Here is a 19491-nt window from a genome sequence, read left to right on the forward strand (position 1 = left end):
GAAGGCTATGACAAAGAAAATAGTAGCTCTAGCAGGGGACGGAATTGGCCCAGAAATCATGGAGGCTGGTTTAGAGGTTCTGGGGGCTCTAGCTGAAAAAACAGGTTTTGACTATGAGATTGATAGAAGACCCTTCGGAGGTGCAGGTATTGATGCTGCAGGGCATCCCTTGCCTGATGAAACCCTCAAGGCAAGTAGGGAAGCAGATGCCATCCTCCTAGCGGCTATCGGTAGTCCTCAGTATGATGGAGCAGCGGTTCGCCCTGAACAGGGCTTGCTGGCTCTTCGTAAGGAACTCAATCTCTATGCTAATATTCGCCCTGTAAAAATCTTTGAGAGTCTTAAGCATTTGTCACCTCTCAAACCAGAACGAATAGCTGGTGTGGACTTTGTCGTGGTACGTGAGTTGACAGGCGGGATCTACTTTGGAGATCATATTCTTGAAGAGTGTAAAGCGCGTGATATCAACGACTACAGCTATAAGGAAGTGGAGCAGATTCTTCGCAAAGCCTTTAAAATAGCAAAGGAACGAAGAAAGATCGTCACTAGCATTGATAAGCAAAATGTGTTGGCAACATCAAAACTCTGGCGGAAAGTAGCTGAGGAAGTCGCGCAGGATTTCCCAGATGTGACCTTGGAACACCAGTTGGTAGACTCAGCTGCCATGCTTATGATTACCAATCCTGCTAAATTTGATGTCATCGTGACAGAAAATCTTTTCGGAGATATTCTCTCAGATGAATCAAGCGTTCTATCTGGCACACTTGGGGTTATGCCATCAGCTAGTCATTCTGAAAATGGACCAAGTCTCTATGAACCCATTCACGGTTCTGCGCCTGATATTGCAGGTCAAGGAATTGCCAATCCTATCTCCATGATTTTATCAGTGGCCATGATGTTGAGAGATAGTTTCGGACGTCACGATGATGTAGAGCGTATCGAGCGTGCTGTTGAGGCCAGTTTGGCAGCAGGAATTTTAACGAGAGATATAGGAGGACAGGCTTCGACCAAGGAAATGACGGAAGCTATTATTGCAAGGTTATGAAGTTAGATGAAAAAATTACTCTTGCCCTCTTGATTTGGAATGTCATGATTTTCTTGATTTATGGCATTGACAAATCTAAGGCAAGAAGAAGAGCGTGGCGAATCCCAGAGAAAATCTTACTCATTTTAGCCCTTACTTGTGGTGGTTTTGGGGCCTGGTTAGCAGGAATCATTTTTCACCACAAGACTAGAAAATGGTACTTTAAAACAGTTTGGTTTCTTGGGATGGTGACTACACTAGTAGCCTTATATGTTATTTGGAGGTAATGGATGGCAGGAAAATCGATTTTTGATAAATTATGGGAACGCCATGTCATCACAGGTGAAGAGGGGCAGCCCCAACTAATGTATGTGGACCAGCACTATATTCACGAAGTGACCAGTCCACAGGCTTTTCAAGGATTGCGAGACGAAGGTCGCAGATTAAGACGACCAGACTTGACATTTGGAACCTTTGACCACAACGTCCCTACTGTCAATATCTACGATATTCGAGATGTAATTTCCAAGGCTCAAATTGATAAGCTGGCTGAAAATGTTGAGGAGTTTGGGATTGAACATGCTGCACATGGTTCTGAAAAGCAGGGCATTGTTCACATGGTAGGTCCAGAAACAGGACGAACCCAACCAGGAAAATTCATCGTCTGTGGAGACAGCCATACAGCAACCCACGGAGCATTCGGAGCAATTGCCTTTGGAATTGGGACCAGTGAGGTCGAACATGTCTTTGCGACACAGACCCTCTGGCAGGTCAAACCCAAGAAAATGCTGGTGGAATTCACTGGTGTTCGTCAAAAAGGAGTTTATTCTAAGGATTACATTCTCGCCTTGATTGCCAAGTACGGCGTTGCTTGCGGCGTTGGCTACGTGGTGGAATATCGTGGACAAGCTATTGATGCGCTGAGCATGGAAGAGCGAATGACCATCTGCAATATGTCCATCGAGTTTGGATCCAAGATGGGAATCATGAATCCGGATCAAACCACCTATGATTATCTCAAGGGACGGGAATGTGTTCCCGAAGCTTTTGAGGATGCGGTTGCTGACTGGAAGACGCTTGTCAGTGATGATGATGCCGTTTATGATAAGGTTATCAAGATGGATGTCTCAGACTTAGCTCCTATGGTAACATGGGGAACCAATCCCGCTATGGGGGTTGACTTTGACAGTAGATTCCCAGAAATTAAGGATATGAATGATGAGAGAGCCTACAATTACATGGACTTGGAGCCTGGTCAAAAGCCAGCGGATATTGAACTAGGCTATATCTTTATTGGCTCATGTACCAATGCTCGACTCAGCGACCTACAACTGGCTGCTCGGTTTGTCAAAGGGAAGAAAATTGCTCCCAACTTAACGGCTATTGTAGTCCCAGGCTCTCGTCCTGTCAAACGAGCTGCTGAGAAGTTAGGCTTGGACAAGGTTTTCCTAGATGCTGGCTTTGAGTGGAGAGACCCCGGTTGCTCCATGTGCCTTGGAATGAATCCAGACAAGGTACCTGATGGCGTCCACTGCGCCTCAACCAGCAACCGAAACTTTGAAGACAGACAAGGCTTTGGCGCTAAGACTCATCTCTGCAGTCCAGCCATGGCAGCTGCGGCAGCTATTGCAGGGCGCTTCGTAGATGTTCGGCAAATGCCAGAAGCCCAGTAAGGAGAGGATATGGAGAAATTTACAGTTTATACGGGAACGACCGTTCCTCTCATGAATGATAACATCGATACCGACCAAATCCTACCCAAGCAGTTTCTCAAGTTAATTGATAAGAAAGGCTTTGGTAAGTACCTTATGTATGCGTGGCGTTATCTAGATGACAAGTATACTGAGGATCCAGACTTTGTCTTTAACCGACCTGAATATCGAAAAGCCAGTATTCTCATCTCAGGGGATAACTTTGGGGCAGGTTCTTCGAGGGAACACGCAGCTTGGGCACTAGCAGACTACGGTTTTAAGGTCGTGATTGCAGGATCTTTCGGTGACATTCATTACAATAATGAACTCAATAATGGTATGTTGCCTATTGTTCAGTCCAGAGAGGTTAGAGAAAAGCTAGCCCAGCTTAAACCAACCGATCAGGTAACTGTGGACTTGGAACAACAAAAAATCATCTCACCAGTTGGAGAATTCACTTTTGAAATTGATAGCGAATGGAAACACAAACTCTTAAATGGTTTGGATGATATCGGTATTACCTTGCAGTATGAAGATTTGATTGCTGCTTATGAAAAACAACGACCAGCCTATTGGCAGGATTAGAAAAAATAGAAAAGGAAATAGAACTATGACAAAACATATTCAATGGAACGGAACACTTTCACAAGAAGGTTATGATATTTTAAAAGGGGAGGGCGGATGTATCGTTTGCCCTACAAAAGTTGGTTATATTATCATGACTAGTGACAAGGCTGGTCTTGAACGTAAGTTTGAAGCCAAAGAACGTAACCGTAACAAACCAGGTGTTGTTCTCTGCGGTAGCATGGATGAGCTTCGCGCTTTAGCACAACTCAACCCAGAAATTGAAGCCTTTTACCAAAAACATTGGGATGAAGATATTCTTCTTGGTTGTATCCTTCCTTGGAAACCAGAAGCCTTTGAAAAACTAAAAGCATACGGGGATGGCCGTGAAGAACTGATGACTGACGTGCGTGGTACTAGCTGTTTTGTTATCAAATTTGGGAAAGCTGGTGAACAATTGGCTGCCAAACTTTGGGAAGAAGGCAAGATGGTTTATGCCTCATCAGCTAACCCATCTGGAAAAGGAAACCGTGGTAAAGTAGAAGGTATTGGAGAACGTATCGAAGGGGCAGTGGACCTTGTCATTGAGGCAGATGACTACGTTGCTTCTATCCAGCCTGACAAAACGATTGAAACTCGCTATGAGCAAGGTGTGATGGTCTCTATGGTTGATAAAGACGGCAAACTCATCCCAGAACAAGGAGGAGCACGTTCAACTTCACCAGCTCCAGTTGTAATCCGTAAAGGGCTTGACATTGATAAGATTATGATGCACCTGTCAGACACCTTTAACTCATGGGACTACCGCCAGGGTGAGTATTATTAGAATGTAGAAGAAGTGGGGAGAAAATAATCTCTCCTCTTTCTTTTGTTTTTAATACAAGTAAAATCCGAACAATATAATTTAATTTATAAAAATATTTGACAAAAACTGTACTTTAGTTTATAATAAATTAAGGAAACGTCGGAAAAGGCGTAGTGATGCGAGAGCATAGGTAGGTCATTACAAAAGAAACGAGACATCGATATGTTAAATGAATTTCCAATTTTTGATTACGAAGATATTCAATTGATTCCAAATAAATGTGTGATTAAAAGCCGTGCAGAAGCAGATACAAGTGTCACTCTAGGAAATCACACCTTTAAACTACCTGTTGTGCCAGCTAATATGCAGACAATTTTGGATGAAAATGTAGCAGAGCAACTGGCTAAAGGTGGTTACTTCTACATTATGCACCGTTTTGATGAAGCAGGACGCATTCCTTTTATTAAACGAATGCACGATCAAGGGCTCATTGCTTCTATCTCTGTCGGTGTTAAGGACTATGAGTATGATTTCGTTAGCCAACTCAAGGCTGATGCTCCAGAATACATCACGATTGACATCGCTCATGGTCATGCAGATAGCGTGATTTCTATGATTCAACACATCAAGAAAGAATTACCTGAAACTTTTGTCATTGCTGGAAATGTGGGAACACCAGAAGCTGTACGTGAATTGGAAAATGCTGGTGCGGATGCGACTAAGGTTGGAATCGGTCCTGGTAAGGTTTGTATCACCAAGGTCAAGACTGGTTTTGGTACAGGTGGTTGGCAGTTGGCTGCTCTACGCTGGTGTGCTAAGGCTGCTCGTAAACCGATTATCGCTGATGGAGGAATTCGTACTCACGGCGATATTGCCAAGTCTATCCGTTTCGGTGCCAGCATGGTCATGATTGGTTCCCTCTTTGCAGGACACATCGAAAGTCCAGGGAAAACGATTGAAGTCGATGGTGAACAGTTCAAAGAATATTACGGTTCAGCCTCGCAATATCAAAAAGGTGCTTACAAAAATGTGGAAGGCAAACGTATCTTGCTTCCTGCCAAAGGTCATCTGCAAGACACTTTAACTGAGATGGAACAAGACCTTCAAAGTGCTATTTCTTATGCAGGTGGACGTCAGGTTGCTGACCTTAAACACGTTGATTATGTTATCGTGAAAAACTCAATCTGGAATGGGGATGCTTCCCACTAAGACAGGCTATATGGCCAGAAAAAAACTTGTTATTAGAGCAAATTTCTGTTATAATAAAACAAGTTTCCACCCTTAGTGTAATGGATATCACGTAAGATTCCGGTTCTTGAGATGGGGGTTCGATTCCCTCAGGGTGGATGTAAACATCCTAAAAAAGCCTTTAATAGGGCTTTTTTCTTTACACAGCCCTAAATTGGACCTTAAAACTGAAAATCTCTTTTTAAAGAATGCCCAAATGCTCTCCAGTCCCGTTTTAAAGTGACTCAGGGGGCTTTTTTTGATATAATAAAAAGGACTGTTATCAGTTAGAAAGAGGTTGGTATGAAAGAATTACAAACTGTACTAAAGAACCATTTTGCAATCGAATTTGCAGACAAAAAGTTACTGGAAACTGCCTTTACTCATACGAGTTATGCCAATGAGCACCGCCTCTTAAAAATTTCACACAATGAGCGCTTGGAATTTTTAGGAGACGCTGTTCTACAGTTATTGATTTCAGAATATCTGTATAAAACATATCCTAAAAAACCTGAGGGTGATTTGTCTAAACTCCGTGCCATGATTGTCCGCGAGGAGAGTTTGGCTGGTTTTGCGCGTGATTGTCAGTTTGATCAGTTTATCAAGCTGGGTAAGGGGGAAGAAAAATCTGGTGGTCGCAATCGTGATACCATTCTTGGTGATGCCTTTGAAGCCTTTCTTGGTGCCCTCCTTTTGGACAAGGATGTGGCCAAGGTCAAGGAATTTATCTATCAAGTCATGATTCCTAAGGTTGAAGCAGGCGAATTTGAGATGATTACAGACTACAAAACCCATCTCCAAGAGTTGCTTCAGGTTAATGGGGATGTGGCTATTCGTTATCAGGTGATTTCTGAAACGGGTCCTGCCCACGATAAGGTCTTTGATGTAGAAGTTCTTGTCGAAGGTAAGAGCATTGGTCAAGGTCAAGGTCGTTCTAAGAAACTAGCAGAGCAGGAAGCTGCCAAAAATGCCGTTGAGAAAGGGCTGGATTCATGTATTTAAAGGAAATCGAAATTCAGGGATTCAAGTCTTTTGCTGACAAGACTAAGGTCGTTTTTGACCAAGGAGTGACGGCAGTTGTTGGTCCCAATGGATCTGGAAAGTCGAATATTACAGAAAGTCTGCGTTGGGCCTTGGGGGAGTCAAGTGTTAAGAGTCTCCGTGGCGGCAAGATGCCGGATGTCATCTTTGCTGGAACAGAAAGTCGCAAACCGCTCAATTATGCTTCTGTAGTTGTGACTTTGGATAATCATGACGGATTTATCAAGGATGCAGGTCAAGAAATCAGGGTAGAACGCCATATCTATCGTAGCGGAGATAGCGAATACAAGATTGACGGTAAGAAAGTACGTCTGCGTGATATTCATGATCTTTTCTTGGATACAGGTTTGGGACGAGATTCCTTCTCCATTATTTCCCAAGGGAAGGTTGAGGAGATTTTCAACTCCAAGCCTGAAGAACGCAGAGCTATTTTTGAAGAAGCTGCTGGAGTTTTGAAATACAAGACTCGTCGAAAAGAAACTGAGAGTAAACTGCAGCAAACTCAGGATAATCTAGACCGCTTAGAGGATATTATCTATGAGTTGGACAATCAAATCAAGCCTCTTGAGAAACAAGCTGAAAATGCTCGTAAGTTTCTAGACTTGGAAGGCCAACGTAAAGCTATTTACTTGGATGTTTTAGTTGCTCAAATCAAGGAAAATAAAGCTGAACTAGACTCGACAGAAGAAGAGTTGGCACAGGTTCAGGAACTCTTGACGAGTTATTACCAAAAGCGTGAAAAATTAGAAGAAGAAAATCAATCTCTTAAAAAGCAACGCCAAGATTTACAGGCTGAAATGGCCAAAGACCAAGGACGTTTGATGGACTTGACCAGTCTGATTAGTGATTTAGAGAGAAAATTAGCCCTATCTAAACTAGAATCTGAGCAAGTAGCCCTGAATCAACAGGAAGCACAAGCTCGTTTGGCTGCTCTAGAGGATAAGAGAAATTCACTCTGCAAAGAAAAATCTGATAAGGAAAGCTCTTTAGCCCTCTTAGAGGAAAATCTAGTCCAAAATAATCAAAAACTCAATCGTTTAGAAGCTGAATTGCTAGCTTTTTCAGATGATCCTGATCAGATGATTGAGCTTTTGCGTGAACGCTTTGTGGCGCTTTTACAAGAAGAAGCGGATGTCTCAAACCAGTTGACCCGTATCGAAAACGAGTTGGAAAATAGTCGTCAGCTTTCTCAAAAACAAGCAGATCAACTAGAAAAGCTGAAAGAACAGCTGGCTACAGCTAAAGAGAAGGCTAGTCAGCAAAAAGACGAGCTTGAAGCTGCTAAGGAGCAGGTTCAGAAATTATTGGCCGACTATCAAGCTATTGCCAAGGAGCAAGTGGAGCAGAAAGCTTCCTATCAAGCTCAACAAAGTCAACTCTTTGACCGTCTGGACAGTCTTAAAAACAAGCAGGCTAGAGCTCAAAGTTTGGAAAATATCCTGAGAAATCACAGTAATTTTTATGCAGGTGTTAAGAGTGTTCTCCAAGAAAAAGATCGCCTTGGTGGAATTATTGGTGCTGTTAGTGAGCACCTGACCTTTGATGTGCATTATCAAACTGCTCTAGAGATTGCACTTGGAGCCAGCAGCCAGCATATCATCGTAGAAGATGAAAACGCGGCAACCAAGGCGATTGATTTCCTCAAACGAAACAGAACCGGTCGTGCAACCTTCCTTCCTTTGACAACTATTAAGGCGCGTACGATTTCTAGTCAGAACCAAGATACTATTGCTGCAAGTTCAGGATTTCTGGGCATGGCAGATGAGTTAGTTACTTTCGATACTAGACTGGAAGCCATTTTCAAGAACTTGCTAGCTACGACGGCTATCTTTGATACCGTAGAACATGCGCGTGCGGCTGCTCGACAAGTTCGTTATCAGGTTCGTATGGTGACACTGGATGGGACAGAGTTGCGCACAGGTGGTTCTTATGCAGGTGGTGCCAATCGCCAGAATAACAGTATTTTTATCAAACCAGAACTGGAGCAATTACAAAAAGAAATTGCTGAAGAGGAAGCAAGTCTTCGTTCAGAAGAAGTGGCTTTGAAGACCTTACAAGATGAGATTGCTAGATTGACCGAATCATTAGAAGCCATCAAATCTAAGGGGGAGCAGGCTCGTATTCAGGAGCAAGGCTTGTCCCTCGCTTATCAGCAGACCAGTCAGCAAGTTGAGGAACTGGAAACTCTTTGGAAACTTCAAGAAGAGGAATTAAATCGTCTTTCTGAGGGAGGTTGGCAAGCAGATAAAGAAAAATGCCAAGAGCGTCTTGCTACAATCGCCAGTGACAAGCAAAATCTGGAAGCAGAGATTGAAGAGATTAAGTCCAACAAAAATGCCATCCAAGAACGCTATCAAAACTTGCAGGAAGAGCTAGCGCAAGCTCGCCTGCTTAAGACAGAACTACAAGGGCAAAAACGTTATGAAGTAGCTGATATTGAGCGTTTAGGCAAGGAATTAGACAATTTAGATATCGAACAAGAAGAAATCCAGCGCCTTCTTCAAGAAAAGGTTGATAATCTGGAGAAGGTTGATACAGAATTGCTCAGTCAACAGGCCGAAGAAGCCAAAACTCAGAAAACAAATCTCCAACAAGGTTTGATTCGCAAGCAGTTTGAATTGGATGATATAGAAGGTCAACTGGATGATATTGCTAGTCATTTGGATCAGGCTCGCCAGCAGAATGAAGAGTGGATTCGCAAGCAAACACGTGCTGAAGCTAAGAAAGAAAAGGTCAGCGAGCGCTTACGCCATTTACAAAGTCAATTAACAGACCAGTATCAGATTAGCTATACTGAAGCACTAGAAAAGGCACATGAATTGGAAAACCTCAATCTGGCAGAGCAAGAGGTTAAAGATTTAGAGAAGGCTATTCGCTCGCTGGGTCCTGTCAACTTGGATGCTATTGAACAGTACGAAGAAGTGCACAACCGTCTGGACTTTCTAAATAGTCAGCGAGATGATATTTTGTCAGCGAAAAATCTGCTCCTTGAAACCATTACAGAGATGAATGATGAGGTCAAGGACCGCTTTAAATCAACCTTTGAAGCTATTCGTGAGTCCTTTAAAGTGTCCTTCAAGCAGATGTTTGGTGGAGGTCAGGCGGACCTCATTTTGACTGAGGGAGACTTGCTGACAGCTGGGGTTGAGATTTCTGTTCAACCACCAGGCAAGAAAATCCAGTCTCTCAACCTTATGAGTGGTGGTGAAAAAGCCCTGTCGGCTCTAGCTTTGCTTTTCTCTATCATTCGAGTTAAGACTATCCCATTTGTCATCTTGGATGAGGTAGAGGCTGCGCTGGATGAAGCTAATGTTAAGCGTTTTGGGGATTACCTCAATCGATTTGATAAGGACAGCCAGTTTATCGTCGTAACCCACCGTAAAGGAACCATGGCAGCGGCTGATTCCATCTATGGAGTGACTATGCAAGAATCAGGTGTCTCAAAAATTGTTTCAGTTAAGTTAAAAGATTTGGAAGAAACAGTAAACTAAGCACTAAATGATAGCATCTCTTAGGAGGTGCTATTTTTTTAAACTAACATTTTGAAAAGTTTTTAAGGTCAGTTCAGGGGCAAAAAACGACATTTGGGCTTTCCTTTTAGCGAAAAGGCTTTCTCTATGATATAATAGTTTCATGATTACAACAGTACCTATAAAAAATGAAAAAGACATCGCAGTACCGGATAAAACAGTTCTTGTATTAGGCTATTTTGATGGTATTCATAAGGGACATCAGAAGCTTTTTGAAGTAGCTAGTAAGGCTTCTATGAAAGATTATCTTCCAGTTGTCGTGATGACCTTTACAGAGTCTCCGAAGCTTGCTTTGCAACCGTACAAGCCAGAATTAATGCTTCATATTGTCAGCCATGAAGAACGAGAACATAAGATGAAATGGCATGGAGTAGAGGCTCTTTTCTTACTTGACTTTAGTAGTAAATTTGCTAGTTTGACGGGTCAAGAGTTCTTTGATACCTATGTTAGAGCATTAAAACCAGCGATTATTGTAGCGGGATTTGATTATACGTTTGGTTCTGATAAGAAAACTGCGGATGATTTGAAGGACTATTTTGATGGAGAAATCATCATTGTTCCTCCTGTTGAGGATGAAAAGGGGAAAATTAGTTCTACTCGCATTCGTCAAGCTATTCTTGATGGAGATGTCAGAGAAGCTGGTCAGTTACTTGGCACTCCCCTACCGTCACGTGGAATGGTTGTTCATGGCAATGCTCGTGGACGGACTATCGGTTACCCAACAGCAAACTTAGTTTTAAGAGATCGAACCTATATGCCAGCTGATGGTGTTTACGTAGTCGATATTGAAGTGCAGCGTAAAAGATATCGTGGAATGGCGAGTGTCGGGAAAAATGTTACTTTCGATGGAGAAGAGCCACGTTTTGAAGTCAATATTTTTGATTTTTCAGATGACATTTACGGTGAAACAGTTATTGTCTACTGGCTAGACCGTGTCCGTGAAATGGTCAAATTTGACTCCGTTGAAGAACTGGTAGACCAACTCCAGAAGGATGAAGAAATTGCTCGGAATTGGAAGGATGGAGAGTAGGATGTTTAAAAAGTGAACCATTTTTTGTGTTTGCTTTTTTATTTTTGGAAGAAATACTTATAGATATAGACCAGATTGAACCTTTGTTCGAAATCTGTTAAAATAGGGATATTAATAATTTTAAAAACTAAAGAAAAGAGATTATATGATTACAGGTGAAGTAAAAAATAAAATTGATCAGTTGTGGGAGATGCTTTGGACTGAAGGTAACGCAAATCCTCTAACAAATATTTAATATATGACATAAAGAGCAAAATCATAATTGACAATTCAAAAATCTCTGGAAGAATTGGAAACCTTGAAAAAATCACTTATGCAGAAGTATTTTGGTTAAGATTTGAGATGAGATAGCAGTTTTACACTATCATTGTAATTACCGTACTTATTTGTTACAATACTTCAAAGGAGGAAATCATATGGCAGTAAAAACAAGAAAACAAGGAAATTCAATTACCATTACGATTCCCAGTGAATTCAATATTCCAAGTGACGAAATTATCTTTATTCACGAAGAGTCTGGACATCAGATTTCTTATGTTTCTGATGATGCCTTTGATTTAAAATTGGATACAATTTTTGATGAATACGATGAAATTTTCAAAGCTTTGGTGGAAAAATGACAGTATATTTAACGGAAGAGTAAATTGAAAAAATCAATGCTTTAGTAATTCAACGCTATTCTCCAAATAAGCAAATTCAAACAGTTAGTTCTTCAGCGTTAAATATGATTGTGAACTTACCAGAGCAATTTGTTATTAGTAAACCTTTTTATTCAACAATTTTTAATAACGCAACAATATTATTTGTCCGATTGATAAAGAAGTATGTTTTTGCCAATGCCAATAAGCGAACAGCCTTTTATGTTTTGGTTCAATTTTTACAATTAAATGGTTATCACTTTTCTTTTTCTGAGAAAGAAGCTGTTGATATGTGTGTGACTATAGCGGTAGGAGCTTTAACTGATGAAAAAATGATAAGCTATTCTAACTGGGTTTCTCAACATTTTATTAGAGAAAAAATGAAAAAATAAACTAGTATGTTGGATTGAAATGAGCATAAGAAAAAAATGAAGAGACAATATTAGAATTCTGTAATACAGAAACTCTGATATTGTCTCTTTTTAAAACACTCGATACACGTAGGGATTTTCTGGTTTATCGACTTTGGTAAAGCTGTCAATTTCCAAGGTTGGGAGGTTTTGTTTAAGTTCTTTATGGTAGTGATTGACCAGTTTTCCTTTGGCTGTAATCCAGGTGTTATTTTCATACTGTCGGGTGTTTCCCTTGGTCAGCAATCCATAGACACCTGAATCTGCGATACAGTGGATAATGCCGAAGCGGAACAAAAATTGACTATTGGCATGACTGGGGTCGTTATAGACAAAGCCTGTGAACTGGACTGTCTTGCCCTCAAATTCATCTGGATAGTCGTAGATAGCCTCCATGACCTCCATATAGTTTTCGTTGGTGATCTGAATACTATCTTGGGACAAGTATTTATCCGCCGCCGTTCGCATCTCCTTTTCATAGGCTGATTTTGAAAAATAAGAACTGGTATCTGGTTTCAAATATTGGCTTGTCGTCCCTTCACTGGTCTGAATGGCTTGATCCGTTCCTTCCGATAGGGGGAAATAATAACCTTTAGCTGAAACGGTCTGAGAATCCAAGCTAACAGTTGGGAAAGTTAAGCCGACGACAATTGGAATAGCCAGAAGAGCAATACTCGTTATCTTCGCCAATCGGCTGTTCAGATGACTATGGGTTTTGACTTGCTTTATCCAGATATACAGCTGGACGATTGCCAAGATAAAGGAAAGTACCATGGAAATATAGGCCAGATAGGAATAGTGCATGTTGATATACTGGTTTAATTTGCCCGACAGATGGAGATAAATGGTCAATTCAAAATAGCCAGCTAAAACTAAAAATCGAATCATAGGATGACTCCAATCAAGAGAGAATACACTAAGACGACAAGAGTCACAATCGTTATGAAGTGACTGATAAAGCGTGCTTTCAAGTAATTTTTCATCATGAGAATATTTTTGATATCCAGCATTGGGCTAATAACGAGAAAGGCTAGAACCGGTGCCAAACCGAAACTCGAGAGAAGAGAAGCACCGATAAAGGCATCCGCCTCACTACAGAGCGAAAGAAGAAAGGCCAAAAGCATCAAGAGCAAGATGGCAAAAAGAGGGGTCGCACTGATAGAAGTCAGAATCCGAGTCGGAACGTAGACCTGTATAACAGAGGCAAAGAGACAGCCGAATACCAAGTAACGTCCCGTATCAAAAAATTCATCAATGGCCTGCACAAAGACCTGAAAAACTTTTTTTGCAGGGTTCAAGTGAGAAAAATCGTGCTTATGACAGGTCAAACGGTTTTCTTTTTGAATGGGTTCTTGCCAGAAAAATCCTAGAAAAATCCCAAGTATCACAGCCACAACAATGGATCCCAGAGCCCGTAACAGGGCGACGTGGAAGGAGTTGCCAAAGGCAGAATAGGTCGCAAAGAGAACAATGGGATTGATAACAGGTGCTGTCACAAGAAAGGGAACAGCCGTGTAACTGGGGACCTTCTTTTCCAGAAAACGATTGATAATGGGGACGATTCCACATTCACAAGAAGGGAAAAGCATCCCGACAAAGGTCCCAAAAAAGATTCTCCCCCAACGATTTCGAGGGAGAAAATGATAAACCTTATCAGGTGTGATATAAACCTCAATCAGCCCTGAAACAATACTTCCTATCAGAACGAAGGGTAGGGCTTCAATGATAATGGAGAGAAAAATGGCCCCAGTCTGAAGCACACTAGAAGGGAGTTGTTGGAAAGCAGTCATCTAGTTTTTCTTTTCTGCTTTGGCTTTCTTCTCTTTGTCATCAGGGAAAGTGACTTGTTTTAAATCAGGGAGTTTAGCAAACTCTTCAAACATCTTGTCCAAGTCATCAGTTTTTGTAAATTTTACAGCCATAGGTGCACCTCGATTCTAAATTCTACCTCTATTATACTATTATTTTAAGGAAAAGGGAAAAGTTAAAATTGAGTATCTAACGAATAATAGAGCTTGATATATCCTAATATATACCATGATTGTGATATAATGGTTATGAAATAACGGAGGAAATTATGAATCACGAAAAAATCGGTCAGGTTACCGATGAAGTAAAAGAAATTTTTAATATTGTTCTTGAAGCAAGTGAAATCAAGGTCAACAAAGAAGGTTTGAGAAGCCATATGTTGAAACGTCATCACAATGATGTGATTCGTCATATCGAAGATCTGGAACTCATACTAAGTAATCCAGATTTCGTTGGGGTCAATCCACGAGAGAAAGATGCTAGTTTTGAATATGTTAAAAGATTTGATGATAATGTTCTTGTTGCCATCAAGTTACATAAAAGTGGTGATTTCTTTTATGTTCCGACCATGTATCGTTTACAAGATTACAAGCTACAAAGTCGTATTAAGTCTGGTAGATTGAGAAAACTTGACAAAAAAAGTAGATAGTGCTAGAATAACATTAACGAAAGACATTTGAGGGCAGAAAGGTTCCTGCCGCACCTTGAAAAAGGTATCTGAGATGCTGGGTACACCGACCAGCCAAGTGTCCGTTATTTCAAAGGAGGGAGCTTAAATGCTCCTTTTTTATTTAAAATTTCAAAATAGATTACACCCACCGCAGGCTCAGGCTTGCGATTTTTTATTTGCTCTGAAAATTGATTCGTTAACTTCAACAAATAGCTTTATAAAGCGTTTTGTAAAAAATAAAAACAGTGAAATTACTCATAGATTCTTTTGTAATCTAGTAGAATTTTAAATTGAAACCTTCTCAATAAATAGAATATTGAAGTGAAGCAAATTTATTCACCAACTTATGTTTTAAAATTGTTAGAGCTAATTTGAAATGTTTAGCTTGTGGTATAATAGATTCATGGATAAAAAATATGAAAAAATCTCCCAAGATTTGGGAGTGACTTTAAAGCAAATTGATACCGTTCTAAGTTTGACTGCCGAAGGGGCGACTATTCCCTTTATCGCGCGTTATCGCAAGGACATGACTGGTAGTCTGGATGAGGTGGCGATTAAGGCCATTATCGACTTGGATAAAAGTCTGACCAATCTCAACGACCGTAAGGAAGCTGTCTTGGACAAGATTCAAGAACAAGGCAAGCTAACTAAAGAATTGGAAGAAGCTATCTTAGCTGCCGAAAAATTAGCAGACGTAGAAGAACTCTACCTTCCTTACAAGGAAAAACGTCGGACCAAGGCAACCATTGCCCGTGAAGCCGGACTTTTCCCACTTGCTCGCTTAATCTTGCAAAATGTAGCGAACTTAGAAAAAGAGGCTGAAAAGTTTGTCTGTGAAGGATTTGCGACCGGTAAGGAGGCCTTGGCTGGTGCAGTTGATATCTTGGTAGAAGCCTTATCGGAAGATGTGGCCTTACGTTCCATGACTTATCAGGAGGTGCTGAGACACTCCAAACTCACTTCCCAAGTTAAGGATGAAAGTCTAGATGAAAAGCAGGTTTTTCAGATTTATTATGATTTTTCAGAGACGGTTGGAACTATGCAGGGTTATCGTACCTTGGCCCTCAATCGTGGGGAGAAGCTAGGTGTCTTGAGGGTCGGTTTCGAACATGCGACAGACCGCATTCTTGCCTTTTTTGCAGCTCGTTTTAAGGTGAAAAACGCCTATATTGATGAAGTTGTTCAGCAATCGGTTAAGAAAAAGGTCTTGCCTGCTATCGAGCGCCGTATTCGGACAGAATTGACTGAGAAAGCAGAAGAAGGAGCTATCCAACTCTTTTCGGACAACCTACGCAATCTCCTCTTGGTTGCTCCACTGAAAGGGCGGGTGGTTCTAGGATTTGACCCTGCCTTTCGTACAGGTGCCAAGCTAGCTGTCGTAGATGCAACAGGAAAAATGCTGACAACTCAGGTTATTTATCCTGTCAAACCAGCATCAGCTCGTCAAATCGAAGAAGCCAAGAAAGATTTGGCAGATTTGATTGGTCAATACGGCGTGGAAATTATTGCCATCGGTAATGGAACGGCCAGTCGTGAAAGTGAAGCTTTTGTGGCGGAAGTTCTTAAAGATTTTCCTGAGGTTAGTTATGTCATTGTAAATGAAAGTGGTGCTTCGGTCTATTCTGCCAGCGAACTTGCTCGTCAGGAGTTCCCAGACTTAACCGTTGAAAAGCGTTCTGCCATCTCTATCGCCCGTCGTTTGCAGGACCCCCTTGCTGAATTGGTCAAAATCGATCCTAAGTCAATTGGTGTCGGTCAGTACCAGCACGATGTCAGCCAGAAGAAATTGTCTGAAAGTCTGGATTTTGTCGTGGATACCGTGGTGAACCAAGTCGGTGTTAATATTAATACGGCCAGCCCAGCTCTTCTTTCACACGTAGCTGGACTCAATAAAACCATTTCTGAAAATATCGTCAAATACCGTGAGGAAGAGGGAAAAATCACTTCACGCGCCCAAATCAAGAAAGTTCCTCGTCTGGGTGCTAAGGCTTTTGAACAGGCAGCTGGTTTCCTTCGTATCCCTGAAAGTAGCAACATCCTTGATAATACAGGAGTTCACCCAGAAAATTACGTTGCCGTTAAGGAACTCTTCAAACGTTTAGATATTAAAGACCTAAACGAAGAAGCCCAAGGCAAACTCAAGTCGCTTTCAGTCAAGGAAATGGCGCAAGAGCTAGACCTTGGACCAGAAACTCTTAAAGATATCATTGCAGACCTTCTCAAACCAGGTCGAGATTTCCGTGATTCCTTTGATGCACCTGTGCTTCGCCAAGATGTCCTAGATATCAAAGATCTAGTGGTAGGCCAGAAGCTAGAGGGTGTGGTGCGTAATGTAGTTGACTTTGGTGCCTTCGTTGACATTGGAATTCACGAAGACGGCTTGATTCACATTTCCCATATGAGTCGCAAATTTATTAAACACCCTAGTCAAGTGGTATCCGTTGGTGATTTGGTGACAGTCTGGGTTAAGAAAATTGATACTGAACGTGAAAAAGTCAATCTGTCGCTCCTCGCTCCAAATGAAACTGACTGATTACGTTAAGCAGGTTTCACTAGAAGACTTCGGCAAACCTTTTATCCATCATGTTCAGTGGAATAGGCGTCTACGTTCGACAGGTGGGCGATTTTTCCCCAAAGATGGGCATTTGGATTTTAATCCCAAGGTTTATCAGGAACTCGGTCTGGATGTTTTTAGGAAAATTGTCCGCCATGAACTCTGTCATTATCACCTCTATTTTCAAGGGAAGGGCTATCAACACAAGGATCGGGATTTTAAGGAACTGTTGAAAGCAGTGGATGGATTACGCTTTGTGCCCTCCTTGACAAATAGCCACTCTAAACCACTCAAACTTTATCGTTGTCAATCCTGCCAGCAAAGGTATCATCGCAAGCGTAGGATTGATACCAAACGCTATCGCTGTGGACTTTGTCGAGGTAAATTGCTACTAATAAATCAGCCTGAGGACTGATGAAAGCCGAGCCTACCCGTGATATACTATGTCTAACCTAGCAGAAAGAGGAAATATCATGAACAGTAAATTTTATAAGATGAGACGAAATCGTATGATTTCAGGAGTTCTGGCAGGTCTGTCAGACAAGTGGAACTTTGATGTTACCCTTGTTCGTTTTCTATTTGCTATTTTTACAGTTGCAAACTTTGGACTTGGCGTGATTATCTATATCATCCTAGCTTCTGTCATGCCGACTAAGGAAGAAATCGAAGCAGAAATGTATGGAACAGGCCCACGCAAACGCAAAGAAGCCCAAGCCATTGACGACAATGAAGGCTGGTTTTGGTGAGGTAAATAAGAAAATAAGCTTTGTATTATAAAAGACAAGGCTTTTTTTCATCTTGTCAGAATCTATGGCTAAATGGTATAATAAGCGTATAAAAATAATTTGACAGGAAATGTATTATGGCTAATGAGAATGAGTTACTTGCATTACGATCATCAGATATTGAGATTGAATACGACGAATTGCTTAGTTTAGAAAATTCTCTAGAAAATAATCTCACAGATCTTATTAAAGATATAGAAAAAAATGATTTAGATAGGGAAAAATTACAAAATAATGAATACCTTCAAAAATCTATTGAGAATATAGTCTGGGAGCAAGTACAACTTCAACTTGCTGCCCAAATTGGTGATGAGTTTATTAAAGAGAACAACGGACAAACCCTAGATTTACGAAAAGAAGCACATATACAAACTGCTGAAAATTTTGAAAAAGGTAAATTTGCAACCCATAATAGAGATGTTAATTATCAAGAAAGATATGCTAAATGGCAAGATAGCTTTACTACTAATAAAGATGGCGAAAGAGTTCTTAAAAGTGATGCTCGTGATTTCTTTGATAAAGGTAGAGACAAAGGTTCAGGAGCAGTTCATAAAGACCATACGGTTTCTATAAAGGAACAATTAAATGATGTTGAAATGGCAACATTTTTCTCAAAAGAACAAGTTAAAGAGTTTGCTAATAGTTCTAAAAATCTACATAATTTAGATGCATCTGCTAATATGTCCAAGGGCGATAAAACTATGACTGAATTTTTGAATTCAGAAAGAGATGGATTAAAGCCTGAAGAGCGATTTAATATTGATAGAAAACAGTTAGAAAAAGATGACCGAGAGGCTAGGGAAGAACTTCAAAAAAGGAAACAAGAAAATAAAGATACTGCTATAAAATCAGGTAAAAAATCACGACGCGATGAGGCATTAAAAATTTCCGGAAAAGCTTTGAAAGCAGCGCTTTTACAGTTATTATCAGAATTTTTGCGAGAATTGATTTCTAAATTTATCTCTTGGCTAAAAGATACAGAAAGAAACTTATCGACTTTTATTGATAAAATAAAAGAGGCTATCATATCTTTTGTAAATAACTTAGCAAATCATGTATTAAATGTCGGTAAATCTGTAATTACAATGATTGCGTCTGCAATAGTTGGACCTGTAATTAATACAGTTCTTAAAGCTTGGACATTTATACACCAAGGTTGGAAATCTTTGAAAGAAGCAATAGATTATATAAAGAATCCTGAAAATAAAGATAAAAGCCTTGATATTATGATGTTAGAGGTTGGAAAAATTATTGTTGCGGGTTTAACAGCTACAGGTGCAATTGTAGTTGGTGAAGCTTTAGGAGCATCCCTCACAGCAAGTTTTCCAGTTTTGGCTATTTCAATACCACTTTTGGGAACAATTGGTAGCGTCATTGGAACATTTATGGGAGCAACTTTATCAGGAATTATTGGCGCCTTCGTATTAAAAATGATTGATCAGCAAATTGTCAATAAACAGATTACTGAATTAAGTTCTAAGAAAATTGATCAAAATAATGAAATGTTAGTAATCAAAGATCAATTATTAGATGTAAAGAGTATGAAGCTACAAGTTGAAAAAAATTCTGTTATCAATACTATTAAGGAAAGACACGATATGGCTGCTTCAATAATGAAAGAAAAGTTATCAGATATTTTTGCAGAATCTACAAGAGACGATAAAAGTGACTTTGATGAGATTGATAGTTTATTACAAGAATTATTAGATTAGG

The 19491-nt window shown here is 40.5% G+C and carries 19 protein-coding genes and 1 tRNA gene; 17 read left to right on the top strand and 3 right to left on the bottom strand.

Features of this window, described 5'->3' with window-relative positions; all coding sequences use genetic code 11:
- Positions 1–7 precede the first annotated feature (7 nt).
- The 12 genes from leuB to FJN11_RS04250 all read left to right on the top strand — a co-directional run bounded on the left by leuB (position 8) and on the right by FJN11_RS04250 (position 11942).
- A complete protein-coding gene (gene leuB, locus FJN11_RS04195) occupies positions 8–1045 on the top strand; it encodes a 3-isopropylmalate dehydrogenase (RefSeq protein ID WP_140224134.1) in 1038 nt (345 codons plus the stop codon).
- Positions 1042–1311, top strand: coding sequence for a DUF1294 domain-containing protein (locus tag FJN11_RS04200; protein WP_140224135.1), 270 nt, complete (start codon positions 1042–1044; stop codon positions 1309–1311). The genes leuB and FJN11_RS04200 overlap by 4 nt, the downstream gene beginning before the upstream one ends.
- A gap of 3 nt (positions 1312–1314) precedes the next feature.
- The gene (gene leuC / locus FJN11_RS04205; RefSeq protein ID WP_140224136.1) at positions 1315–2697 is read left to right on the top strand and encodes a 3-isopropylmalate dehydratase large subunit; all 1383 of its coding nucleotides are present in this window, start codon (positions 1315–1317) and stop codon (positions 2695–2697) included.
- Between the two features lie 9 nt (positions 2698–2706).
- On the top strand, positions 2707–3300 hold the full coding sequence (gene leuD / locus FJN11_RS04210) for a 3-isopropylmalate dehydratase small subunit (RefSeq protein ID WP_070478986.1): 594 nt from the start codon (positions 2707–2709) through the stop codon (positions 3298–3300).
- 25 nt (positions 3301–3325) lie between these two features.
- The gene (locus FJN11_RS04215) at positions 3326–4105 is read left to right on the top strand and encodes an L-threonylcarbamoyladenylate synthase (RefSeq protein ID WP_000160505.1); all 780 of its coding nucleotides are present in this window, start codon (positions 3326–3328) and stop codon (positions 4103–4105) included.
- A gap of 201 nt (positions 4106–4306) precedes the next feature.
- Positions 4307–5293, top strand: coding sequence for a GMP reductase (locus tag FJN11_RS04220; RefSeq protein ID WP_042751268.1), 987 nt, complete (start codon positions 4307–4309; stop codon positions 5291–5293).
- Between the two features lie 66 nt (positions 5294–5359).
- Positions 5360–5431: transfer RNA gene (locus tag FJN11_RS04225), tRNA-Arg, on the top strand.
- Between the two features lie 183 nt (positions 5432–5614).
- Positions 5615–6313, top strand: coding sequence for a ribonuclease III (gene rnc / locus FJN11_RS04230; protein ID WP_140224137.1), 699 nt, complete (start codon positions 5615–5617; stop codon positions 6311–6313).
- Positions 6304–9843 carry a chromosome segregation protein SMC gene (gene smc, locus FJN11_RS04235; protein WP_140224138.1) on the top strand — a complete coding sequence of 1180 codons (3540 nt, stop codon included), beginning with the start codon at positions 6304–6306 and terminating at the stop codon, positions 9841–9843. The genes rnc and smc overlap by 10 nt, the downstream gene beginning before the upstream one ends.
- Before the next feature lie 142 nt (positions 9844–9985).
- A complete protein-coding gene (locus FJN11_RS04240; RefSeq protein ID WP_140224139.1) occupies positions 9986–10912 on the top strand; it encodes a bifunctional riboflavin kinase/FAD synthetase in 927 nt (308 codons plus the stop codon).
- A 416-nt stretch (positions 10913–11328) separates the two neighbouring features.
- The gene (locus FJN11_RS04245; RefSeq protein ID WP_140224140.1) at positions 11329–11532 is read left to right on the top strand and encodes an AbrB/MazE/SpoVT family DNA-binding domain-containing protein; all 204 of its coding nucleotides are present in this window, start codon (positions 11329–11331) and stop codon (positions 11530–11532) included.
- 23 nt (positions 11533–11555) lie between these two features.
- On the top strand, positions 11556–11942 hold the full coding sequence (locus tag FJN11_RS04250; RefSeq protein ID WP_246039359.1) for a type II toxin-antitoxin system death-on-curing family toxin: 387 nt from the start codon (positions 11556–11558) through the stop codon (positions 11940–11942).
- A gap of 90 nt (positions 11943–12032) precedes the next feature.
- Here FJN11_RS04250 and FJN11_RS04255 read toward each other — a convergent pair whose 3' ends face one another.
- The 3 genes from FJN11_RS04255 to FJN11_RS10910 are packed head-to-tail and all read right to left on the bottom strand — an operon-like array spanning position 12033 to position 13882.
- On the bottom strand, positions 12033–12848 hold the full coding sequence (locus tag FJN11_RS04255; protein WP_140224141.1) for a TIGR03943 family putative permease subunit: 816 nt from the start codon (positions 12846–12848) through the stop codon (positions 12033–12035).
- Positions 12845–13750: a permease gene (locus tag FJN11_RS04260; RefSeq protein WP_140224142.1), complete on the bottom strand. Its 906-nt coding sequence runs from the start codon at positions 13748–13750 to the stop codon at positions 12845–12847. The genes FJN11_RS04255 and FJN11_RS04260 overlap by 4 nt, the downstream gene beginning before the upstream one ends.
- Positions 13751–13882, bottom strand: coding sequence for an SPJ_0845 family protein (locus tag FJN11_RS10910; RefSeq protein ID WP_004234728.1), 132 nt, complete (start codon positions 13880–13882; stop codon positions 13751–13753).
- Between the two features lie 155 nt (positions 13883–14037).
- Here FJN11_RS10910 and FJN11_RS04270 point away from each other — a divergent pair, with 155 nt between their 5' ends.
- From FJN11_RS04270 to FJN11_RS04290, 5 genes are all read left to right on the top strand, one after another.
- Complete coding sequence (locus FJN11_RS04270) at positions 14038–14418, top strand: PBECR3 domain-containing polyvalent protein (RefSeq protein ID WP_140224143.1); 381 nt, start codon at positions 14038–14040, stop codon at positions 14416–14418.
- Positions 14419–14842: 424 nt separating this feature from the next.
- The gene (locus FJN11_RS04275) at positions 14843–16972 is read left to right on the top strand and encodes a Tex family protein (protein WP_140224144.1); all 2130 of its coding nucleotides are present in this window, start codon (positions 14843–14845) and stop codon (positions 16970–16972) included.
- Complete coding sequence (locus FJN11_RS04280) at positions 16959–17408, top strand: SprT family protein (protein ID WP_033686984.1); 450 nt, start codon at positions 16959–16961, stop codon at positions 17406–17408. Before FJN11_RS04275 ends, FJN11_RS04280 begins: the two co-directional genes overlap by 14 nt.
- A 58-nt stretch (positions 17409–17466) precedes the next feature.
- Positions 17467–17739 (top strand): PspC domain-containing protein, encoded by a 273-nt coding sequence (locus FJN11_RS04285; protein WP_001085048.1) that lies wholly within the window; start codon positions 17467–17469, stop codon positions 17737–17739.
- Positions 17740–17855: 116 nt separating this feature from the next.
- Positions 17856–19490 (top strand): AI-2E family transporter, encoded by a 1635-nt coding sequence (locus FJN11_RS04290; RefSeq protein WP_140224145.1) that lies wholly within the window; start codon positions 17856–17858, stop codon positions 19488–19490.
- Position 19491 lies beyond the last annotated feature (1 nt).

This window comes from Streptococcus symci, from assembly GCF_006385165.1.
Classification (GTDB): domain Bacteria; phylum Bacillota; class Bacilli; order Lactobacillales; family Streptococcaceae; genus Streptococcus; species Streptococcus symci.

Coding starts and splice junctions, on each gene's coding strand:
- leuB (WP_140224134.1), top strand. CDS start 8: ATGACAAAGAAAATAGTAGCTCTAGCAGGGGACGGAATTGGCCCAGAA.
- FJN11_RS04200 (WP_140224135.1), top strand. CDS start 1,042: ATGAAGTTAGATGAAAAAATTACTCTTGCCCTCTTGATTTGGAATGTC.
- leuC (WP_140224136.1), top strand. CDS start 1,315: ATGGCAGGAAAATCGATTTTTGATAAATTATGGGAACGCCATGTCATC.
- leuD (WP_070478986.1), top strand. CDS start 2,707: ATGGAGAAATTTACAGTTTATACGGGAACGACCGTTCCTCTCATGAAT.
- FJN11_RS04215 (WP_000160505.1), top strand. CDS start 3,326: ATGACAAAACATATTCAATGGAACGGAACACTTTCACAAGAAGGTTAT.
- FJN11_RS04220 (WP_042751268.1), top strand. CDS start 4,307: ATGTTAAATGAATTTCCAATTTTTGATTACGAAGATATTCAATTGATT.
- rnc (WP_140224137.1), top strand. CDS start 5,615: ATGAAAGAATTACAAACTGTACTAAAGAACCATTTTGCAATCGAATTT.
- smc (WP_140224138.1), top strand. CDS start 6,304: ATGTATTTAAAGGAAATCGAAATTCAGGGATTCAAGTCTTTTGCTGAC.
- FJN11_RS04240 (WP_140224139.1), top strand. CDS start 9,986: ATGATTACAACAGTACCTATAAAAAATGAAAAAGACATCGCAGTACCG.
- FJN11_RS04245 (WP_140224140.1), top strand. CDS start 11,329: ATGGCAGTAAAAACAAGAAAACAAGGAAATTCAATTACCATTACGATT.
- FJN11_RS04255 (WP_140224141.1), bottom strand. CDS start 12,848: ATGATTCGATTTTTAGTTTTAGCTGGCTATTTTGAATTGACCATTTAT.
- FJN11_RS04260 (WP_140224142.1), bottom strand. CDS start 13,750: ATGACTGCTTTCCAACAACTCCCTTCTAGTGTGCTTCAGACTGGGGCC.
- FJN11_RS10910 (WP_004234728.1), bottom strand. CDS start 13,882: ATGGCTGTAAAATTTACAAAAACTGATGACTTGGACAAGATGTTTGAA.
- FJN11_RS04270 (WP_140224143.1), top strand. CDS start 14,038: ATGAATCACGAAAAAATCGGTCAGGTTACCGATGAAGTAAAAGAAATT.
- FJN11_RS04275 (WP_140224144.1), top strand. CDS start 14,843: ATGGATAAAAAATATGAAAAAATCTCCCAAGATTTGGGAGTGACTTTA.
- FJN11_RS04280 (WP_033686984.1), top strand. CDS start 16,959: ATGAAACTGACTGATTACGTTAAGCAGGTTTCACTAGAAGACTTCGGC.
- FJN11_RS04285 (WP_001085048.1), top strand. CDS start 17,467: ATGAACAGTAAATTTTATAAGATGAGACGAAATCGTATGATTTCAGGA.
- FJN11_RS04290 (WP_140224145.1), top strand. CDS start 17,856: ATGGCTAATGAGAATGAGTTACTTGCATTACGATCATCAGATATTGAG.